The 18,360-nt window shown below is 44.6% G+C and carries 21 protein-coding genes; 11 read left to right on the top strand and 10 right to left on the bottom strand.

Annotated elements, in window-relative coordinates; genetic code table 11:
- Window positions 1-29: 29 nt before the first annotated feature.
- The 8 genes from CBX98_RS19940 to CBX98_RS19900 form a co-directional block, all read right to left on the bottom strand.
- Window positions 30-776, bottom strand: a complete 747-nt coding sequence (locus CBX98_RS19940; RefSeq protein WP_109170082.1) for a hypothetical protein — start codon at window positions 774-776, stop codon at window positions 30-32.
- Between the two features lie 185 nt (window positions 777-961).
- Complete coding sequence (locus CBX98_RS19935; RefSeq protein WP_109170081.1) at window positions 962-1,210, bottom strand: hypothetical protein; 249 nt, start codon at window positions 1,208-1,210, stop codon at window positions 962-964.
- A gap of 219 nt (window positions 1,211-1,429) precedes the next feature.
- Window positions 1,430-1,678, bottom strand: coding sequence for a hypothetical protein (locus tag CBX98_RS19930; protein ID WP_109170080.1), 249 nt, complete (start codon window positions 1,676-1,678; stop codon window positions 1,430-1,432).
- A 21-nt stretch (window positions 1,679-1,699) separates the two neighbouring features.
- Complete coding sequence (locus tag CBX98_RS19925; RefSeq protein WP_109170079.1) at window positions 1,700-1,948, bottom strand: hypothetical protein; 249 nt, start codon at window positions 1,946-1,948, stop codon at window positions 1,700-1,702.
- A 119-nt stretch (window positions 1,949-2,067) separates the two neighbouring features.
- Entirely contained in the window at window positions 2,068-2,607 is a 540-nt protein-coding gene (locus tag CBX98_RS19920) for a hypothetical protein (protein WP_109170078.1), read from the bottom strand.
- A gap of 470 nt (window positions 2,608-3,077) precedes the next feature.
- Complete coding sequence (locus CBX98_RS19915; RefSeq protein WP_242446597.1) at window positions 3,078-3,740, bottom strand: hypothetical protein; 663 nt, start codon at window positions 3,738-3,740, stop codon at window positions 3,078-3,080.
- 79 nt (window positions 3,741-3,819) lie between these two features.
- Window positions 3,820-5,595, bottom strand: coding sequence for a P-loop NTPase fold protein (locus tag CBX98_RS19910; RefSeq protein WP_109170077.1), 1,776 nt, complete (start codon window positions 5,593-5,595; stop codon window positions 3,820-3,822).
- A 362-nt stretch (window positions 5,596-5,957) separates the two neighbouring features.
- Window positions 5,958-6,386: a hypothetical protein gene (locus CBX98_RS19900; RefSeq protein WP_109170076.1), complete on the bottom strand. Its 429-nt coding sequence runs from the start codon at window positions 6,384-6,386 to the stop codon at window positions 5,958-5,960.
- Between the two features lie 449 nt (window positions 6,387-6,835).
- Here CBX98_RS19900 and CBX98_RS19895 point away from each other — a divergent pair, with 449 nt between their 5' ends.
- The 8 genes from CBX98_RS19895 to CBX98_RS19860 all read left to right on the top strand — a co-directional run bounded on the left by CBX98_RS19895 (window position 6,836) and on the right by CBX98_RS19860 (window position 11,567).
- Window positions 6,836-7,294, top strand: a complete 459-nt coding sequence (locus CBX98_RS19895; RefSeq protein WP_109170075.1) for a hypothetical protein — start codon at window positions 6,836-6,838, stop codon at window positions 7,292-7,294.
- A gap of 16 nt (window positions 7,295-7,310) precedes the next feature.
- On the top strand, window positions 7,311-7,844 hold the full coding sequence (locus tag CBX98_RS19890; protein WP_052484257.1) for a PadR family transcriptional regulator: 534 nt from the start codon (window positions 7,311-7,313) through the stop codon (window positions 7,842-7,844).
- The gene (locus tag CBX98_RS19885; protein WP_104968909.1) at window positions 7,841-8,029 is read left to right on the top strand and encodes a hypothetical protein; all 189 of its coding nucleotides are present in this window, start codon (window positions 7,841-7,843) and stop codon (window positions 8,027-8,029) included. The genes CBX98_RS19890 and CBX98_RS19885 overlap by 4 nt, the downstream gene beginning before the upstream one ends.
- A 144-nt stretch (window positions 8,030-8,173) precedes the next feature.
- On the top strand, window positions 8,174-8,839 hold the full coding sequence (locus CBX98_RS19880; RefSeq protein WP_109170074.1) for a Ref family recombination enhancement nuclease: 666 nt from the start codon (window positions 8,174-8,176) through the stop codon (window positions 8,837-8,839).
- A gap of 97 nt (window positions 8,840-8,936) precedes the next feature.
- Window positions 8,937-9,569, top strand: coding sequence for a hypothetical protein (locus CBX98_RS19875; RefSeq protein ID WP_033905395.1), 633 nt, complete (start codon window positions 8,937-8,939; stop codon window positions 9,567-9,569).
- Window positions 9,562-9,885, top strand: coding sequence for a baseplate protein (locus CBX98_RS19870; RefSeq protein WP_109170073.1), 324 nt, complete (start codon window positions 9,562-9,564; stop codon window positions 9,883-9,885). The genes CBX98_RS19875 and CBX98_RS19870 overlap by 8 nt, the downstream gene beginning before the upstream one ends.
- Window positions 9,886-9,888: 3 nt before the next feature.
- Entirely contained in the window at window positions 9,889-11,040 is a 1,152-nt protein-coding gene (locus CBX98_RS19865) for a phage tail protein (RefSeq protein ID WP_109170072.1), read from the top strand.
- Window positions 11,037-11,567 (top strand): hypothetical protein, encoded by a 531-nt coding sequence (locus CBX98_RS19860; protein WP_109170071.1) that lies wholly within the window; start codon window positions 11,037-11,039, stop codon window positions 11,565-11,567. Before CBX98_RS19865 ends, CBX98_RS19860 begins: the two co-directional genes overlap by 4 nt.
- A 383-nt stretch (window positions 11,568-11,950) precedes the next feature.
- Here the strand turns inward: CBX98_RS19860 and CBX98_RS26605 are convergent, their stop codons facing one another.
- On the bottom strand, window positions 11,951-12,082 hold the full coding sequence (locus CBX98_RS26605; RefSeq protein WP_242446602.1) for an energy transducer TonB: 132 nt from the start codon (window positions 12,080-12,082) through the stop codon (window positions 11,951-11,953).
- 276 nt (window positions 12,083-12,358) lie between these two features.
- On the opposite strand from CBX98_RS26605, the gene CBX98_RS19850 reads away from it, so the two are divergent.
- Genes CBX98_RS19850 through CBX98_RS19840 form a run of 3 tightly spaced genes read left to right on the top strand, consistent with a single transcriptional unit; the run spans window position 12,359 to window position 15,604 of the window.
- Window positions 12,359-13,681: an endonuclease/exonuclease/phosphatase family protein gene (locus CBX98_RS19850; protein WP_109170070.1), complete on the top strand. Its 1,323-nt coding sequence runs from the start codon at window positions 12,359-12,361 to the stop codon at window positions 13,679-13,681.
- Window positions 13,682-13,694: 13 nt separating this feature from the next.
- The gene (locus CBX98_RS19845; protein ID WP_109170069.1) at window positions 13,695-14,519 is read left to right on the top strand and encodes a carbohydrate-binding protein; all 825 of its coding nucleotides are present in this window, start codon (window positions 13,695-13,697) and stop codon (window positions 14,517-14,519) included.
- Window positions 14,519-15,604, top strand: a complete 1,086-nt coding sequence (locus CBX98_RS19840) for a KTSC domain-containing protein (RefSeq protein WP_109170068.1) — start codon at window positions 14,519-14,521, stop codon at window positions 15,602-15,604. Before CBX98_RS19845 ends, CBX98_RS19840 begins: the two co-directional genes overlap by 1 nt.
- Window positions 15,605-16,409: 805 nt before the next feature.
- Here CBX98_RS19840 and CBX98_RS19835 read toward each other — a convergent pair.
- Entirely contained in the window at window positions 16,410-17,516 is a 1,107-nt protein-coding gene (locus tag CBX98_RS19835; RefSeq protein ID WP_069545939.1) for a hypothetical protein, read from the bottom strand.
- Window positions 17,517-18,360 lie beyond the last annotated feature (844 nt).

Here is an 18,360-nt window from a genome sequence, read left to right as displayed (position 1 = left end):
GCTCCTAATTGTTCACATTTGCTGGTGGATTACAGGTAGTTTTCTCTTAGTGCTAAGGTTGCTTTTTCAGTGTTGGTGTACGTGTTGCTCTCTGCATCAAAGGCGATTGCGCCAGCGTCCACCAGCTCATTAAGCTCTTTCTCTGTGGCGGGTTCGTCTAGGTCGAGTAGTGTTGGGTGCCAGCCGTCGTCACGTTTAGCCATCTTTGAACCGTTATCGATAAACACCAACCATTCCGCTTGTCGGCTGGTGGTGTTGAAATGCTTCGCTAGCGACTCGATACGGGTTTTGTAATAGAAGTCGGCCTTAAGGGTTGATGTGTTGCGAATAAGCGCGCCAACCGTTGCAGGATCGCTTTGAGTAGGCGTTGAGTAGCGCATGTATATGTTTTCTCGGGTCTGATTCAAGATTTGCTCATTAAGCTCTACGCCGCCCTCCGCTGCGATTCTTCGGATGAGTCCGTCTAAGTCGCCATCTGGTGCGTCAATTTGAATAGCAATCCAGCTAATTTCCTCGGCTTGTGTTGCGTTGTGCTTATCAGGTTCGCACTGAATTGCCAGGCTGCCGTTGATCTTGGCTTTAGGGTCAAACTCAATAATGTCATATGGTTTGTTGCTGTCGATTAACTTCGGCTCTGGATGGTAAAGGCTGTTGCCTTTAGGTAGGTACTCGACCGTGCAAAAGCCTAGTGTGTAGTTGCCCTCTTGGCCGACTTGTTTGGAGTATCGGCGTAGGTCAGCAGAAAATGTGTAACGTCCAACTTTATAGACAATCATTAGGTAACTCCCGTTTCTAAACATTCCCTTTAACTACAAGGGGATTAGGAACGATTTGAATATACCATCTATTAATTAAATTCCGAACACATTTTTAATAATCATATATAAATTGATTGTTTTTTGTGTATCACTGGCGCTAATTAGGCCAAAAAAAGGCGCACCATTAAGGCGCGCCATGTGGGTTAGGTTGGGATGTTGGCTACGATTGGGATTATTAACTCAGCGTAGTCAATTAGAACCATTAGGAACAGGCCAATATCCACGTATAACACTAGCTTCCGCAGTTGTTTGGTAAACTTGGTTAGGTCACTAATCAGTTGTTTAGAGGTTTTGAATGCTTCGATAGAAAGTTTAATTCTTTCAATGCGTTCTGGTGTGGCCAACTTATAAACCGCAATGGCCAGCGCGATAAGACTTGATATAGTTATCATGCTTTTCTTTCTTTGATATAAAGTTAGAAAATCGAAATCGGCGCGTCAATGGCAAAGCGAAAATAGTTGAAAAAAAGTGTCCGGCACTGGTCAAAAGTACCTTAAAAATCAAAATTTGGTGGGTTAGTTTCATTTCTGTAGAGAAATGAAACTAAATTGAATAAATTCCGAACAGGAAATTTAATAAGTAATTCGGTTTGACCGAACAACTGGAATATATTATTCCCCGTTAATCCCTAACTTGACTGATACGCCTAACACGTTCGCCAGCGAGATTAATGAGGATAAAGAGGGGTCATTAGGTGGCTGTAAGGTGTTATCCATGCCCTTTGCCTTGGCGATAGCGGCCAAGGCTTCTGCAATGATCGCGGGTTCGCCAGTGCTTGCCGCTTCATCGAGGTAGGCTTGAATGGCCTGTTGGTCGGTTAAGTAGTCCGATGCGTCAAATTCTTTGAGTTGTGGAGCCATAGTCAACCTCCGTATCTCGAATTATTGGCTATTGGCCACACTAAGCGCGGTAAGGCCGCTAACCTGATTAGCTTGCTGCATTGCGCTTTTAACGGCGTTCTCGTATGAGTCAGCTTCTCGGTCGAACTCGATACGAATATCGCTGCCAGATGCAGATACGGTGCAATCATTGGCACCAACCTCAAACAGCGCGTTAGAAAGCTCGCAAAGCATGTCTGCATTCAATTCGCCTTGGGACTTGGCCACCAGCGCAAAATCAAACTCTTTCAATTATTATTCCTTTCATTAAGCAATTAGTAGCATTTTAGTTTTTAACCATAAAAAATGCCACCAACTATACGCTGGTGGCAACTGAGACTTTATTACTTTATGGGTATTATTAGTTTAGTTTAGATATTAATGAGTATGTTTGCGTACTTATCGCTATTCTTCATCAATCTGGTTTCTAAGTGATAGTTAATTACATCCAACATTCGGGCGCGTTCTACCAGCTCGCTAGTAACTTTACCCTTTTGATATAGCCAATCTACTATGTCGCTAAGTCTCCAAAGAGGATCTTTCTTTGAAGCCTTGCGAACTGGCACAGGGAAGCCGCCGCCACCAAATGTGCCCTTTTTATATTTTGCTAATGTACTTTTCTTAACTCCGGTGAACTCCGCAGCTTCGCCCAAACTCACAAGGTCGCCCTCAATAGAGATAACCTGCAAGTTGTAGCCATCTACCGACTCCACGTCCTTAATTGCTTGTGTTACAGCTTGAACAAAAGAATCTGCCTCTCGCTCAAATTCGATATATAGCATTTCATCAACAGACATAACCGCAGCGTCAGAGCAAGCGCCCTCATACAGTTTGCACGATACGTCGAGTAAATCGTTGTCGTTCGTGATGTTGATATTGCCGATGTTTAGAGTGAACTCATAGATACTCATCGAACTCTCTCTCCGTATCATTGATACTTAATGAAATAAAAAATCGAGACTTTTAAAATCCCCTTGAGCAGTCAAGGGGATTGATATTACTTACACTGTTTTACAGCTTTTCTAATCCGCTTAGCCCACCAAGGTCGTTTGCTCTTGACGGGTGTTGACGGTACTGACATTCGATGACATTTGTTTTTGTGGGTGCATTTGAGAATCCCTGCTGGATGCCCGTTGCTTAACTCCCATATCCAACCAGCTTTAACTGCTTCGCCGATTGCGTTACTCATGTCTTTATCTGTATGGTACTTGCCGATAGATCACCTCATAAAGTAATTGTTAAGTCTCAGATTTTTAAAGAACGTGGGAATTAAACTTACCCCCAACATCCACAATTGTACCTATGAAATTTTACATGTCAACAATTGTGCCTATTTTTATTTGATAGACACAAAAAAGCCACCGTGCTGGTGGCTTAATGGTTAGTTTCGCAACTCGTTTTCTCGATATTGAGCTATTGATTGCTCCAAATGCTCTGTGTTTTTGGGTGAGCTCATCAAGTGATCAGTTTCCGATAGGATTTCTTCCCAATCCGGTTCTTCTAACGTTGGCCATAACATCAAATCATCGATGCCAACGTCCTTAAAACCAATCTTTGAGTAGTAGCCTTTAAGCGTCTCGACGCTTTCCTCGGAGCGATCTTCTAACGGGAATGCCTTTAGCCCAATAATGTCGTAAATCGACGTGAATCGCGCAATAAAGTCCTCAATTAAGGCTTTAGAATACTTGTTGCCTCGATGCTCTTTCTTCACTTTCAATTCGTGGATGACAATAAGGCGATCTGGTTCTGGACAGACTCCCCAATGCATATCTACGTTGCGTTCTTCAATGCTTTCTTCTAGCAAATAATCATCATCAAGGATTTGAACAAAGTGATAGATGCTACCGTCCACATCCAGTAAATCGTGACAGTTCGTAATGTTTGATGCTCTGGCCAAGTCCACTATGTAGAAATCACACGTAGCAACTTCGGTTTCAGCTCCGCTCTCTTTATCAAGAGCAAACATGCTTGCCGTCATAACGTTGATACATGACTCAACATCATCTGAATAAGGCGCGGTACTTAAGGCGTAGTTGATGATCATTACTTCTGTTCCTTATCTGGTGCTGGTGGCTTAATGAGAGGCGATGACAATTGAAGAGAACTGGCCATACCATCCTTCGTCAAGACGAACCGCCCCCCCCTGACTTTAACTCCAAATTATTGCCAAGCCGCTCATGAATTGAGGATATTTTAGATGCGAGCTCAGTTAAAACTCCTAATTTAGCCCCGTAAGGTAATCTTTCTCTTTCATTCTCGATGCACTCACAAAGCAGGGCAAGAGCGTCAAGCTCTTCCGAAAGAAAATCCTCAATATTGCTAAAGTCATAACGTCGATACATGAAACTAGAAAAGTCATAAAGCTCCCCGCTTGACCAATTTGTTATCATCTGATCAAAATCTTTCTTTTGGAGGTGTTGTAGGAAAGGTTTGGAGCCGTACTTTTGTTCGGTAACTTCAGCACAGCTCTGCCAAGACTGCACTAACTGCTCTCTGTAGACTGCCATTTCACTGGCCTGCATACCAGTAGCTTTATCGCGTAAAAATTCAGATATTACGTTTCGCAAATGACTGTCGTGTACATAGTATCCGATATCTCTACAAAGCATATTCACATGCGCTGTTGACTCAAATATGAACTTATCAAAAACTTTCTTGATATTAGAAACAAACTCGTCGAAATCATATTCTATATACCTGTTTTCTATCATAAAGGAATAGGCACTACAGGCTCTACACCAATTGACAAAGTCCGTTGGTTTTGGGTTGTCTATGTATTGCTTAAATCTTGACAGCCGCTCTGACAACCACAAGTCGTCATGTCTACGAAACTGATAATCCAATATTTCTTGAATGTCATCAGTTGCTACAGGCAACTTCATCTCGGTTTCTAAATCTTTAAACCTGTTATCATAAGCTGCTATATATCTTACGTGGCTATCGGTGGTGTGAGGCCTAAGAGGATGGATTAAACTTCTGAGCAACTCTATCCTTTTATCTTGCTCAGTTTCCCCCTTTTTTCTCCTATGGATGAGTGGATTTTCATCTAGGGCTTGCAAGACCTCGTCCAAGGAAAATTCATGATGGAAGATAGCGAAGCATGTCGCTAGTGATGTAATAAGATTGTGTTCATCGATTTGTCTGTAGTCCAGTTCATCCTTTCGAATAAAGAGATTACTTATGGCATAAAAACGATCTATAGCGCGCCTAATTATGCGAATATTATCTACCTCATACTTGCGAAGCATGTCTTCAATAATTTGCTTCGCCTCATTTGGTAAGGTCTCTTCTTCAATATAGATTTGATCGACAACGGACATTAAATCGGTAGGAGTTCGACTTAAGTGCACTATGTCACTAAACACTTTTTCGATGTCTGCCTTCTTCTCTATCTTTCCCTGATTTCCAATGACAACGATTTTTATATTCTTATTTTCACATAGGTTTAAGCATTCGCCCAATATCTCTGACTTTACATTCTCGTTAGAAAGGCGCTCTAGATCGTCAATGAATAATACTCGATCATTCAACTGATTAAAGTAATGTTGCTTTACAATTGAACCAACATTACCAAGCGCTTTCCCTACTCCTCTAGTTCCCTCTAGTGTTTGCATTGCAAAATCGCCTACACCACTATAGCGCTTTGCGAACCACCCTGTTTGTTCATTACGACTGTACACAAGAGAAAGCAGCCGAGTTTTAAAATCATCCAGATCCGAAACACCGTATAAAGAGAGGTAATGACCCTTATGTGTGGCTTTGTACTTATTCTTCAAATAGGGCATCAAGGTCTGCTTTACAAAATACGTTTTACCAACTCCCCAGTGCCCATCTAGCAAAACTATGCTTGGAAAGCTAGATTCTTGGAGCAACTTGTAAATACGTTCCTCAATTTTCATTATCAACCTTGTAAAATTAGAGCTATTCGTAGATCTAACCACAGATAGATAATTCTAGATATGCAGTTGATAACATTTATTAACTAAATTTCATAATAGATGGAATCGAGCCACCAATATTACTTATGGTGGCTGATATGTATTTGCCAATCGCTGGTGGAACTAGAACAATTGCTGTTGTTCACTGCCGTGTTTCTTGCCATACCAAAGGGTGTAGTTATTTCTGTCACCGCTGGCATGAACTCCGTTAGCGTTCATCTTGTAAACCGTGTTTAAGACAACGCCATGTATCCTGGCAAACTCCGAATTGCTTCGGAAATTTGCCTTAATAAATTCGTCTAATGGGTAGATCGTCACCATCGTTAAAACTGCTCTGCGTATTGCTGTGTCATTTTCAAAAGGTGGCTGATATTGCGTAGCTGTTGATCGTTGGTTTCTTGCGTTTGGTCATCATCCAAAATCAATGACTGGATGGTGACATCCCAATCAATGCCCTTTTTCTCGATCAAGTAAACCGCATCAGCTAGATAGGTTAAAAATTGATATTGAGAATCAATCTCTGTGTAACTTCCCTTGGCTTTGTAAGTAATCTCATCAAAATAAGCAGAGAGTGAACCCCAAAACTTAACACTGCTACTTGCTGTCGCTTTCATCTCATAAAGATGGCCAACACGTAGTTTGCTGTCAGTGAAAAGTCGCTTTAGCTGGTGGGCGTATGTACCTCTCTGCATTAGCACCATATCAGGGTTAATTAGTGGGTTATTGCTGCAAAATCCGTGAATTAGATTCATTTCTTAAACTGCTCCGACTGTTTGCTTGGGGCGTAATCTAATCCCATTTTCGAATTATGGCAACACCTTTTCATTCCGAACACGTAAACTTATATCTATGTGTATTTTTTTGATATTAAGGGCTAAATTAGTTATTGCATATCTTAATTTTGATGTGGTAGTCTCACCCCAAATTCCGAACACGCTCAATCATTTGTAGAAAATGACCATAAAAACGTTCAATATCAGCAAAGGCACTATTGCCCTGTCTAACCACGGAGCAACAGTATCGATGGCCATTAACCGCAACACTAGCGCGGTAGCGAACGTGTGTGTGAGTTGGATGTTAGGGAGTGCAGATGAGGCGAAAGCCTTTATTGAGGGCGCAGACGAAAAAGCGATACGAAATGAAATGCCTCGCTTTTCCATGTGCGCTGATGTGGTTAAACAACTAGACAAGGCGCTGGCCAATGGCAATTCCAAAAAACCAGTTGAGCCTACTCATAGAGCTTATGGAAGCTCTACCGCTAGATGGAACGGTCTACGAAATGCCACTACAAGTAGAGTTTATCCCGCACGATGAAATCTACATCGGCTATTTCGATACGACCGTCATTGACCGCATCCAAGGGCTAGGAATTATCACGTTACTTGGGGTGCATGATGATGAGCGACAAGCTATCAAACTCAATGAGCGTGACGATTTTCTAGCAAGCTGGTCGGCGGGAGTGAGTGAGGCTCGCAATGGCTCAGATCTGCATTATGCAGACTACAACAACAACCAATATGCGTTTACTGCCGGATACGAGCACTGGCATAACCGCAACAAAAAGGCGTTAAAGGGAAGACTTACGCATTACTCAACAAGTAGAGAGTATCTATGTCATGGATTTATTGACGAGGATACGGGTGAAATTTGGCATCAATAACAAAAGGTAACTAACTATGACTTTGGGTAATCTACTTCTAGCAATTCTTGAGCAGAGAACACAAACAGGCTATGACCTAACAAACCGAACAATGCCTGAATCTGGCGCATGGCAAGCCAGCCACCAGCAAGTGTACCGCGAACTTGGTCGCATGACGGAAAAGGGTTTAGTGTCACACGAAATTGAAGCGCAAGACGGTAAACCAGACCGCAAGAATTACAGCTTAACTCAAGACGGCGAGCATGTTCTTAACCTTTTACGCAACGAATCTACATGCGATGGCCTGTCTATCATTCGTAGTCCTGCATCGGTGATGCTGGAAATCGGCAGCGAGGTTTACTTCAAGTCGTACATTGAAAAACTCAATCAAGAAATAACGCAACTTAAAGAGAAGCTGAACGCGCACCAGAAGGAGAAAGGTGTGTTCTGTGACAACTTCACACTGCATGTAGAGCGCGACATTGATATGCGCAAAGCAGAGCTTAAGTTTGCCGAACGTTCACTATCTATGATCACTTCCTCAAACATTGCTACGGAGAATGCTGCGTGAAACCTCGCAAAGCCGTTTATCTTTTAGTTGGCTCGCCAGCGCTTAAACGAGCCAAAGAGTGTTTAACTCGAAATCAGCCTTGGGACTACGAGGGCAAGCTCATGAAGATCGTCAGTTTGGGGCAACGTATGCGTAACGATGACGGCAAGCCATGCCATCGGGTTTTAATTGAGAGTTACTTTTGATAGGTACAAAAAAACCGCGAATAAACGCGGTTTTTTTGCGGCTGGCCTTAGCAAACAGTTCGAATCAGCAAATTCGAGTTACCAGCCTTTTCATGTTCCACCAGCAAATGTGAAACAAGAGCAAGCAAATAGTAGGTGTTTTTAATGGCTTTGACAATAGCAGAGAAACTTCAAAGACAACGAGAGAAGCAAAAACAATCAATGGAACGGGCGCGAGCAAAGCAAATCGCCAAAATGAACGATCCCGAGGAACGGCAGAAACGCTTCAAAAAGCAATTACAGCAGCAAGAGCGTCAGCGCCAGCGACAAATCGAGCGCTTAAATGATCCCGAATACCAGAAAAAGCAGCGTGACAAACAGCAACAGCGCATCGAGCGCCAAAAAGCGAAGCCTGTAGCGAAGAAACCGACCAAAAAGATCGCCAGTAAGGGATTGAAAGGCCGAACGCCCACGGCAGAGGAAAGGCGCATCATGGATGCCATTGGCCGCTTACCATGTATTACGTGTTGGCTGCATGGCCGAGAGAATCCGGTGATTTCCTTGCATCATGTGTTTGGTCGTGTTGGAGAACGGGCGCATGCGTATGTATTACCCTTGTGTTGTTATCACCACGACACGCTACTAGAAGCGGAGAAGCGCGCTCAGTATCCCGATATGATACCTATCCACGCAAAAGGGAAGTACGGCGGGAAAGCGCAATGGAAGATCCACAACGGTACAGAGATAGAGCTGTTGTTTAAGGTCTATAATCTGGCGGGATTGCCACTTGAATTGCTCGAAAACATTTACCCTCAACATTCCGAACATTAATTAATATAAACACCATTAACAGGGCTAAAAAACTTGGTTAATGGTGTTAAACTGACCAAGAATCCCCATCTTAAAAAGCGCGCTTAGAGGTCACAACATGGCACGAACGCGCATAGCTGTACTTACTCTATCATCTGGCCAGCCACGACTTATGCTTGCTGGTGTAGATGATGGTCAACTCCATATCATCGAATGCCAACAATTAGAGCGCTCATTGATGAGCCTTAAGCTGACTTTGCCCGAGAAGTTAGAAAAGCTCAAAAAAGGCGGTTTTATTGTGCTGGTGGACGAGGTTACGCCCTACTTTTCGAAGTATGGGCGTGCCGTTCGCCTGTCCGAACTGGACGCAAAAGGCAGACCGATCATTGTGTCGGCAATGGAAGCCTATAACTATCTCACATCCCTAAGTGCTATCACCTACCCGCCTAACGCTGGTGGCCGCTTCGAAGTGTCGCCGTCCATCGTAGAAGAAGTACGGGGAACGGATGGTAAACCAACGTACAACATTGACTGGTCAGAACTGCGCCCTGATACCTACGCGCTCATGTTTGTGGTCTATGCAGCTACACAAGACAGTATCGGCGACACGGTAACACTTAAGAGCTTATTTGGCCTGTTACGTAAGCCCAAGAAAGAGCCAGGAATGGCCTCGCGCGCAATGGGATTGTTCAAGGCAAAAACGGGGCTAATCGCAGACGGTAAGTATCGTATGGGGGGTGATCATGAGTAAGTTATCCCGCCTCTCAGCAGAGAACATCGAGGACGATATTCTACGGGCGCATTTCTTTGCCATCGTCATGGAATACGTCAACCGTTCGGGCAATACCGATCTGTTTGAGTACACCATTCGACTTGATGAGGTTTATCGTGCGGATCTTGTGTCTTACAGAGCTTACGCCACGGTTGAGCTTGATTGGCTGGTCAGTCTGGTCTGTGACGTAGACGACCCAATGAATCCGCTACCTGTTGGCGAAACCATCAAAATGCCACCAGCATCTTGGGTGCGTCGTTCCATGCGTCAATTCATGGACGAAATGGGTCTGTAACTTATGCCGAAGAAGTTTGAAGCGGAGAAACGGGATAACGGCTCATTTGCCAGCCTTGGCCTCAATGAGAGACAGTTCAACCAGCTATTCAACAAGATTGAACGGGCGCAAAAGAAAAACCGCCGCAATGCCAAGCGAACGCTGACCGCCTCAACGCTGGCCAAGCCAACTAATAAGGCATTAAAAGCGCTAGGCGAAAAGGCTAAAGGGCAACGGTTTACCAAAGAAGACCTGATCAAGTTCGACAAGGCTCGCCAGCGACACAAAGAGGTCTATGACAGTAAGACAGCGGGTATCACCTACGCCTTTTTGGTGAAGAACTCGCGTCAAATTGACATAGACCGCGCTAACAACCGTGTCGATGACGGTACGGGTATTAACAAGGCCACGTTGATCGGTATTAAGAACAATATCGCGCTTATTCGTGTTAGAGCCTCAAGCGTGTCTAGACACGAAGAACACCGAGTAAAGGTGCGTTTTGAGCAGTGGGATGAGCTACTACACGAACCGCCTAATGGAGATTACAACCAAGCGGTGCAACTGGCGTGTGCTGGCCGTATTTCCTTTGATTGCGACTGTGGCCGTCACCAGTATTGGTATCGATACTTGGCCACTATGGGTAACTACTGTATAGCGCCGCCTAAAGAGTTTGCGTTCCCGAAAATCCGAAACCCTGAATTGTCCGGTGTGGCATGTAAACATGCTCTAAAGGCAACAACTATGCTGCAATCGCTGGCATGGCAACGCATCTTGGCCAACCAAATGAAGCAGCAAGCGCGCCGTGTTGGTTTTGGCTCGGATAACAAAACGTACTTGCTTAACGAGAACGAGAAGAAAGCCGCAGCACGAAACCGTAAAACGGTGGTGGATAAGGCCGCCGCTACGCGCGAACACGCGAAGTACCTACGCGCTCAGAAAGCAGTGGAAAAACAGATCGCCAAGCAGAAACGAGAAAGCGAAACCATTAAGCGCCAAGCGCGCAAACTACGTAAGGAGTCCAACGAGAAGAAAGGTTATATCGATATGATTAAGGTCGGCTTCCAGAACTTCCATGACGGCTACAAGCTGCAAGGGAAAACTAAGAGTGAAGCACTGACCGACTTCGCAAGATTGATGAACGTAACACCAAGCAGATTAGAGAGAATCATCAAGTGAGTGATGTAGTTAAACCTGTAGTAAGAAAGGCTCGATACCAAGGCCATGAGCCCTTTAATCGTGTTTTAAGGGATGATTGGATTAAGGCTATCAAACTATCACCTGATCACTTTGAAGCGTCCCTGTATCGCCCTGTTGAGCCAGAATCGGCACCAACGGATGATAATTACCAAAACGAATCAGTGTTAGAGCTAGAAACCAACCAAGATGTGCTCACTTATAGCGATCCAGAGCTGGTGGCTATATTGGATTGTCCAGATGAGCAAGAGAACTTCTTCATGATGGATGATGGCGACGAAAACCTTGGCGAGTCCTTGGAGCCGCTAATGCTGCGTATTGCTTCGCACCATGTTCCTATCGGTAGTGTACTGGAATGGGATGAAGAAACCGCCGAGGGATTACGAACCGTGTGGTGGTACGTACATAAGGCCGTTGGCTATGGTACGGCGAACGTGGGCGTGATTTATATCTGCATACCAATGCGTGATTTTCATCAATTACTTGAATTAGAAATACCACGCACGTAATGCGATGCCGCTTAACATAGCAGCCGAATTCGCCAGCATTACGAGGATGCCCCCTACTCCCGATATATCTATGATAGCCATCTGTGTTTGTTCGAGTGGATTGGGGGCTCATAGGCTTGCGGAATCGCAAACAAATGGAAACATACGAACTAAAAGATGAACTGTTTATTTTAAAGAGAGCATTATTGCTTCTGGTTTGTTCCTTGATAATCGCCCCTTAGAGTCATTGTTAAGGTGTGAGCAACGTAATACAAAAGCCTCCGCATACCACCTTAACCGCTGAACCTAACGCATAGTGAAAATGCCACGCGGTGCCGAATCGCTCTTGAACAATTTTCTCTGTGTTAGATTTCAACACTAATATTTGTATTTGATCAATAAGCTTAACATCTTTGATGTGGTTTATATTTCCATTGTGACAACGCTTGTACAGCTACCTTTTCAAAGATCCCTTTTGGGGTGGACTCGATTACAACAATATCAGTCACATCCTCTTGCTTATTGATGTTAAACATCATGACCACATAAAAAATAATTTTCAGAAATTAGACCACTAGCATTTAGTAAATTACATAAAGTATGGAAAGTCACTTAACTCGGTGTCCAAACTAATGGCGCAGCTCAAAAGGACACGCATACACTTGTTACTTGCGACCAGCCCAAACTTATTTTGCAAGTATGGTGTACATCAGTACGGAGCAATATCATGCTCGGTCGGCAATCTCCTATTATGAATTAGGTCAATTATCTTCTAGAACAGACTCTCTTGTTTACTAAAGCAAGGGGGCAGTATGTCTTTCAGTAAACTACTCTATTTTTCATCTCTTTTCTTAATCATCTCAACCAAATTTGTTCGCGCAGAACCTTCCGATACTGACACACTTACGTTCTCAGTGGCGACCTATAACGTTAAGTTTCTGTCCGCGTGTATGCAGAAAGAGCGCCAGAAAAATTTCCAGCAAGTCGTAGACCATCTTGAAGGCGTGGATATTGTTGCGTTGCAAGAGGTCCGTGACCGCTTTGCAGCCGAATACTACTTCGACCCCGAAAAATGGGTGATCATTCTTGATGATGACAGTACAGACGATATGAACCTAGCTTTTGCTGTACGCAAAGGTGTTGATTACACTCTGGCCTCTGGAGCCGTAAAGAATGCAGATTCAATTCTGGACTTCGTGTTTGATAAGCATAACCCCAACTTCATCGACGAACGAAGAGTTCTGAAACTGATTGTGTCAACTGATGCCGGCGGTGTCCTCGTGCTTAATCATCATGCCAAATCACGATATAGCGGTAGACTGGACACAGAAACTACAAGGGTTAATGCATCTCTCGATATTCTCGATTTCATCGATTCCAGCTCTTATGACCAAGTCGTCCTTCTTGGTGATTTTAATGATACGCCGGATGACGCTTCACTAAATACTTTAGAAGCTGGCGCTTTTTCCCCGCAAACACTGGAAAACGTGCCGGGCAGCTATTTTGTCAATCTTTCAGAGCCTTTAGTCGCTCAAAACAAAGTCAGTTACGGGTTAAAAAGTAATGCTAAAACGGACGCTTTAATTGAACTAGTTGATCCGGTAGTTCCGGACAGCCGACAAACTAACCTAGACAATTATGCCGCTAGCGCAGAAGTTACTCATGGAATGTATGATCAGATACTGGCAACACCCGCTTTTATATCGGCATACAACAACCAAAAGTATGCATACACCTTTGAAGAGATCGCCGCCGTAGTCGGTAATGAAGATACTAGAGCTTCCGATCATATTCCGGTCATAGCCACTTTCGGTATCAACGCACACCCCCAACCCAAACTCACCATTACTTCTCTGTTAGCTAATCCAATCGGGACCGATTACCAGAACGAAACAATAACTCTTCTTAATTCCGGAGCGCCATTTAATGGACAGTTACTGCTAAGAGACGCCAGCGATAAAAACACCCTAATTTCAGCCAGTTTGGCCTCAGGTGAACAAGCTACTTTCACTATCAACTCCGGAGTCACGTTAAACAACAGCGGTGACACAATCACACTGCTTGACCGGTATGAACGCCAAATTCACACAGTTACCTACACATCTTCGAAAGAAGGCATAGAAAATACTTTTTGAGGAATGATATTTTATGAGAAAAAACCTGATACTTCTCGGTATAGGACTGCTCACATCTACGTCCGGCTTTGCGTCTACGCCCTGGCAAAGTGACGCCGTTTATAATGCTGGTGACGTCGTCACTCATAACGGAAACACATTCGTCTCTATCCACTGGAATTCTGGCTCTGCCCCTGAAGTTAATGATGTTTCCTGGGACGGTTGGCTTTACGTTGAAAACGGAAATATTTCTTTATTCCAAGCTGAAGAAGCTTACAACGGCGCTGAGTTAGTTAACTATAAGGGCGAGTATTACCTGTCTAAATGGTGGGTGCAGGGTGAATATCCGAATGAGTCCTCAGCCTGGCGTCATCTTGTAAATTTAGATCTGGGCGGCGATGTTACTCCCCCAGTTGAACCTGAACCGGACCTCGATCCTAAATCAGCTGAAGCCATACTCGGGGCTGATAGCGACAATGACGGTATTCGTGACTCATACAAAGCTGCCGTCATTGAAACTTACTCATCACCTGAAATCGTCCAGTTCGCACTCAGTGCCGCATATGAATATAAATTGTTGCACGAGCTTGCCCTTGACAGCTCAATACAACTGTCCAAAGAAGATGCAACCAAGCAGATGAATAGCTTCATTCGAATGGGGGGCTGCTTTGAACAATTAAGGAGAGATGGCCTGATACAGAAAATGCCTAACAGCCTATTTACGGACTCCATATATCGTGCTGTTTATTATCGTATCGGTAAAAGACGACTATTCGAACTGATGGACTCAGATTATGATGCCTTCATTTTTGAAGATAGTCCCTGTCCTGCTTCGTTAATGTCAGGAGGACAGCAATAATGCGTAAATCTATTGGATTATCACTCTTGACTTTGTTGGCATCAAGCGCGGCCTTTGCTGAAAGCTACTGTGTCAAAAATATAGATACCGTACAGTTGTTCTACGTAAATGGTATGTTTACTGACGAAATTACTTTTCGGCAAAACATCAATGCCCTAAGTGATTTTCAAACCAGCTATCTTTATGGTTACCCGATTAACGATGATGTTACCGGTGTTCAAAATTATTCAGAGGAATTTGTCTATCAAGTGGCCGAAGTCGCTTTCCATAAACTGACAGATGAAGAGAGGAATGGAGACAAAGGTCGAATAGTAGAAGCCGCACTTAGCGGAGAGCTTAAAGAATATATCGACTACACGGCTGCAGCCTTAACATGGTTCTATACAGAGTTTTATGAGCAGGTTTCTGGTTTAGCTCAAGAGACTGACTATAGGAACATGAAGATTAGGTTGGAATCTACTCTTGATGAATGCGCGAGAACGGTGTTAGTCACCCATTCCCAAGGTAACTTTTATGGAAATAGATTATTTACAGAAGTAAGCAATAACTATATATACCCCAATGGGGTTGCATTGTCAGAGTACCCCATGCTCGGATACATAGGAATCGCAAACCCAACTTTTTCTTATGGTGGTCCCATCGGCGTCAATAATCCACACATAGCAAAAACATTTACGAACTCGAACGACGCTCCAATGGCTGGCGTTCGCATTATTTTCGGTACAATTGAAGCTAATCCTGTTTCAGCCTCGCTTCAATTTGATCCTTCTGGGCATGGACTGAAAGACTCATACTTACAAGATAACGCCGCACCATACATAGCGGATATGATGAGTGAAATAATCGATAATTTAACGCCATATCCGTTGTTTGAACAACACCCTTCTAACTCATCCGCGATATCGCATATTGGTCATTCCTACATTTCAAATACTTTGGATGTCCGGTTCAGATATGGCGGTGGATACCGATATGAAGGAGTTGACGAAGAAACATGGAGGGACTTTTACATTTCTACAAGTCACGGGACATTCTTTAACGAAAATATTAAAGACCGTTACCCATACATAAAAATTGAAAACTAAATCCCGAATGGAAACAACCGAGTCATTCTCGGTTGTTGCTTTTCTTTTGTGCAAAAGCTATATCCTGTACTCACAGTCCTTGTAAAGGGCTCAGTTAAGGTGCATGGGCATATTGTCGTAGGACAATAAAGTACATCTAACTAAAACTTAGAAAACCCACATGCAATGGGGCCTGATACCTAATTCTCTAAATAACACCAGTATCAGGGCAATATTGTAAAGATTGGCAGCTTTGCGTAATTTTCGTTGTTCATTCCCGGTCAGCACACCTCTGGACAGAAGCGAGTTAGGGATTGCGCCCAAAAGCGTCTACTTCAGATAAGTAGAGATTGGGGTAGAAGGAAAAAACTCTAGTAATTCGCGATCATACTACGGTACTTCACGCATACCGAAAGATTGAACAAGGCAAAGCCAACTCATAAAATTGAGTCAACGTGAACCGTCATGAGATTCAGCACTTTAAGGACAATTCCGTCCAGTGCGTTTTTTTAAAATCAACGTGAGGTCGCCGTAATGACACAACCCCCAAACAGCAATGCCGCCCTGCTTATCGTGACACTGCCAGAGATGCTCGCGCAGCTATATCCCTACTTGGAATTGTTGCTGGCGTGCGCCCACTGACTAAGGAAAAGGCCGAGGCGGTCATGCCGCCTCGGTATTTCCCCAGCAAATAGTATGGTGCTGCTAATATCACATGACCACTGTTGCTGGCACAAGTGGCGACTCCGCCATGAATGAGCCTGGGACACAACTGTTTAGAATCCCAAAACGTAGGGGCTAAGTCAGTGTGGCTCAGCCCTTTGGTTTAATCCAGAATAGGGTAATCTGGCTGTATGTGGGCCTCCTCCCACAGCGGGTGGCCTGTATTCACGGGTAAAGGTTGCGGTTCGATATTCACATTGCCCCAAACACCGCCTTTGAAGTTATTGGAGAAACTCATGACTTCACTGCCAATATCCAGCACGACCGGATTGGGCGCTTGGCCGTGCTCGGGGACTGTATAGTGCAGCGTAAGGGATTTCGGCTCGCCTTCAAGAAATCGTGTCAACATCTCCGGGAGTTGCTCGGGTAAGAGGTAGCACTGCTCCAGCGCTGGGCACAGCAGGTGGATCTGATTCAGGGCAATTTGCAGCGTCGAAAGGGTAAGGACATTGTCGAGTGTGGCATGGATACGCAGTTTCCACGTCTTATTGTGCTCGTCGCGCCAGCGCCCGAAAAAAGCATCGGACTGGTGGAGGAAGACCGCACTGGGGCTAATGGCAACCTTATAGTCGGTCTCTGAGTTATGCTCCAGCCTCTCTTCCCCCTGATTGCGGGGTGACAGGAACAAGCCATGGCGGCGGATGTGATCCATCGCCAACTGTTCAGGATTGCACTGCTCAAAGCGCTGGGTCTCGGTGATCCGTACCCGGGGTGTAACCCCACAAAGTTGGCTCAGGTAGTCAGCCATAGCCTCGGCATCCGCCTGTATGTCACGGCGCCCCATGGCCTCACGCAGTCGCTTGGTCCACTCCAAATAGACCTCACAGAGCTGATCATTGATATGGTTATTCGGTCGGATGATTAGCACCTGATACATGCTTTTGTTATTCCGGTGGGTCTCGTCCAGTGTGAGGCGCAGCTCCTCCAGCTTCAGCTTGTCGATGGCCGCTCGCAGGGCGTGCTTGGCCTTGTAGTCCTTTCGGAACAGGCTGTGTTTAGGGTAGCCGAGTAAGGCGGCTGTTTTCTCTCGGCACTTGCCGTCATTGAGTGGGGTGCCCAGTTGGGTTTCACTAAAGTGGCGGACAAGGGCCATTAGATCGGCAAAGCCATCGGCTTCGGTCAGGGCCAACTCACGGAGCTGTTGCTGAGGGCGACGTAGATTACCCTTGCGGGTTGGTTTTTGGGGAGTACTAGTATGTAGTGGTTTCATAGGGATCTCCATCGAAACAGTCGCTGAATTGCTATGAGATGCTCGCTCGATTCATCCTAGCGTCAGCTTAGTTTCGTTGGGAAATAAGCTATGAAATACCTAACGCGAGACGCATTAGTACACTTCGGAGGTCTTACACATGCCTAAAGCATGTCGCAGTTTGCCTTGCCCTTCAACGGGCCTCCACAGGGGAGTAAGCGAGAGACAGGTCGTTCGCACCAGTGCTAACACACACCAACTGCTAACGACCTAAAAGGCTGAGTCGGGGGCCAACAACCTTAATCGTAAAGTAGGTTCTGGGGTGATGTCAAGAGGGCTGAAAGCCTTGCGGCCGAGCCCGTGATTTCTTAGGTGAAGTCGAATATGCGGTGTCAGATCTTGCATTGTGGATTTAACGCCTACATGGAAGACTCTTTCTCACTACAAAAATTTGGTTTCGGTAAAGCCACTTCTGGCTCACTTTGGGGCACTTTCGAGTTAGAAAGTGCCACAGGTAAAAATTCAATCCGAGAAGCTTTTGGACAAAGCCTTCTTAGAGTAATCACGTAAAGTAGAAAAACTCGGATAATTTTTGCTATCGGAAAGTCGCTCAGTGAAGTGTCCAGTTCTGCTGGTTCAGATCAGATAAGTGATGACAAAACGGTTAGACCACCAGATTGAAACCTGTTGAGTGAACAAGCAAATTAAAATGCTTTGATGGTTATGAGGACAATCTGGCGTGGATCTCATCGTAGAGCGAAGTTGTGTAGTGACTTCATAAAGACTCTGAATACATTGGCGCAAATCAGCTCGTTATTATTTATTTACTTGCAAATGCGGGGCGTACCATACATTCACTCTTATC

Origin of the sequence: Vibrio sp. T9 (assembly GCF_003123985.1) — a bacterium.
Classification (GTDB): domain Bacteria; phylum Pseudomonadota; class Gammaproteobacteria; order Enterobacterales; family Vibrionaceae; genus Vibrio; species Vibrio diabolicus.
Note: the sequence above shows the minus strand (reverse complement) of the source record. Positions and strands in the feature narration are given on the sequence as shown.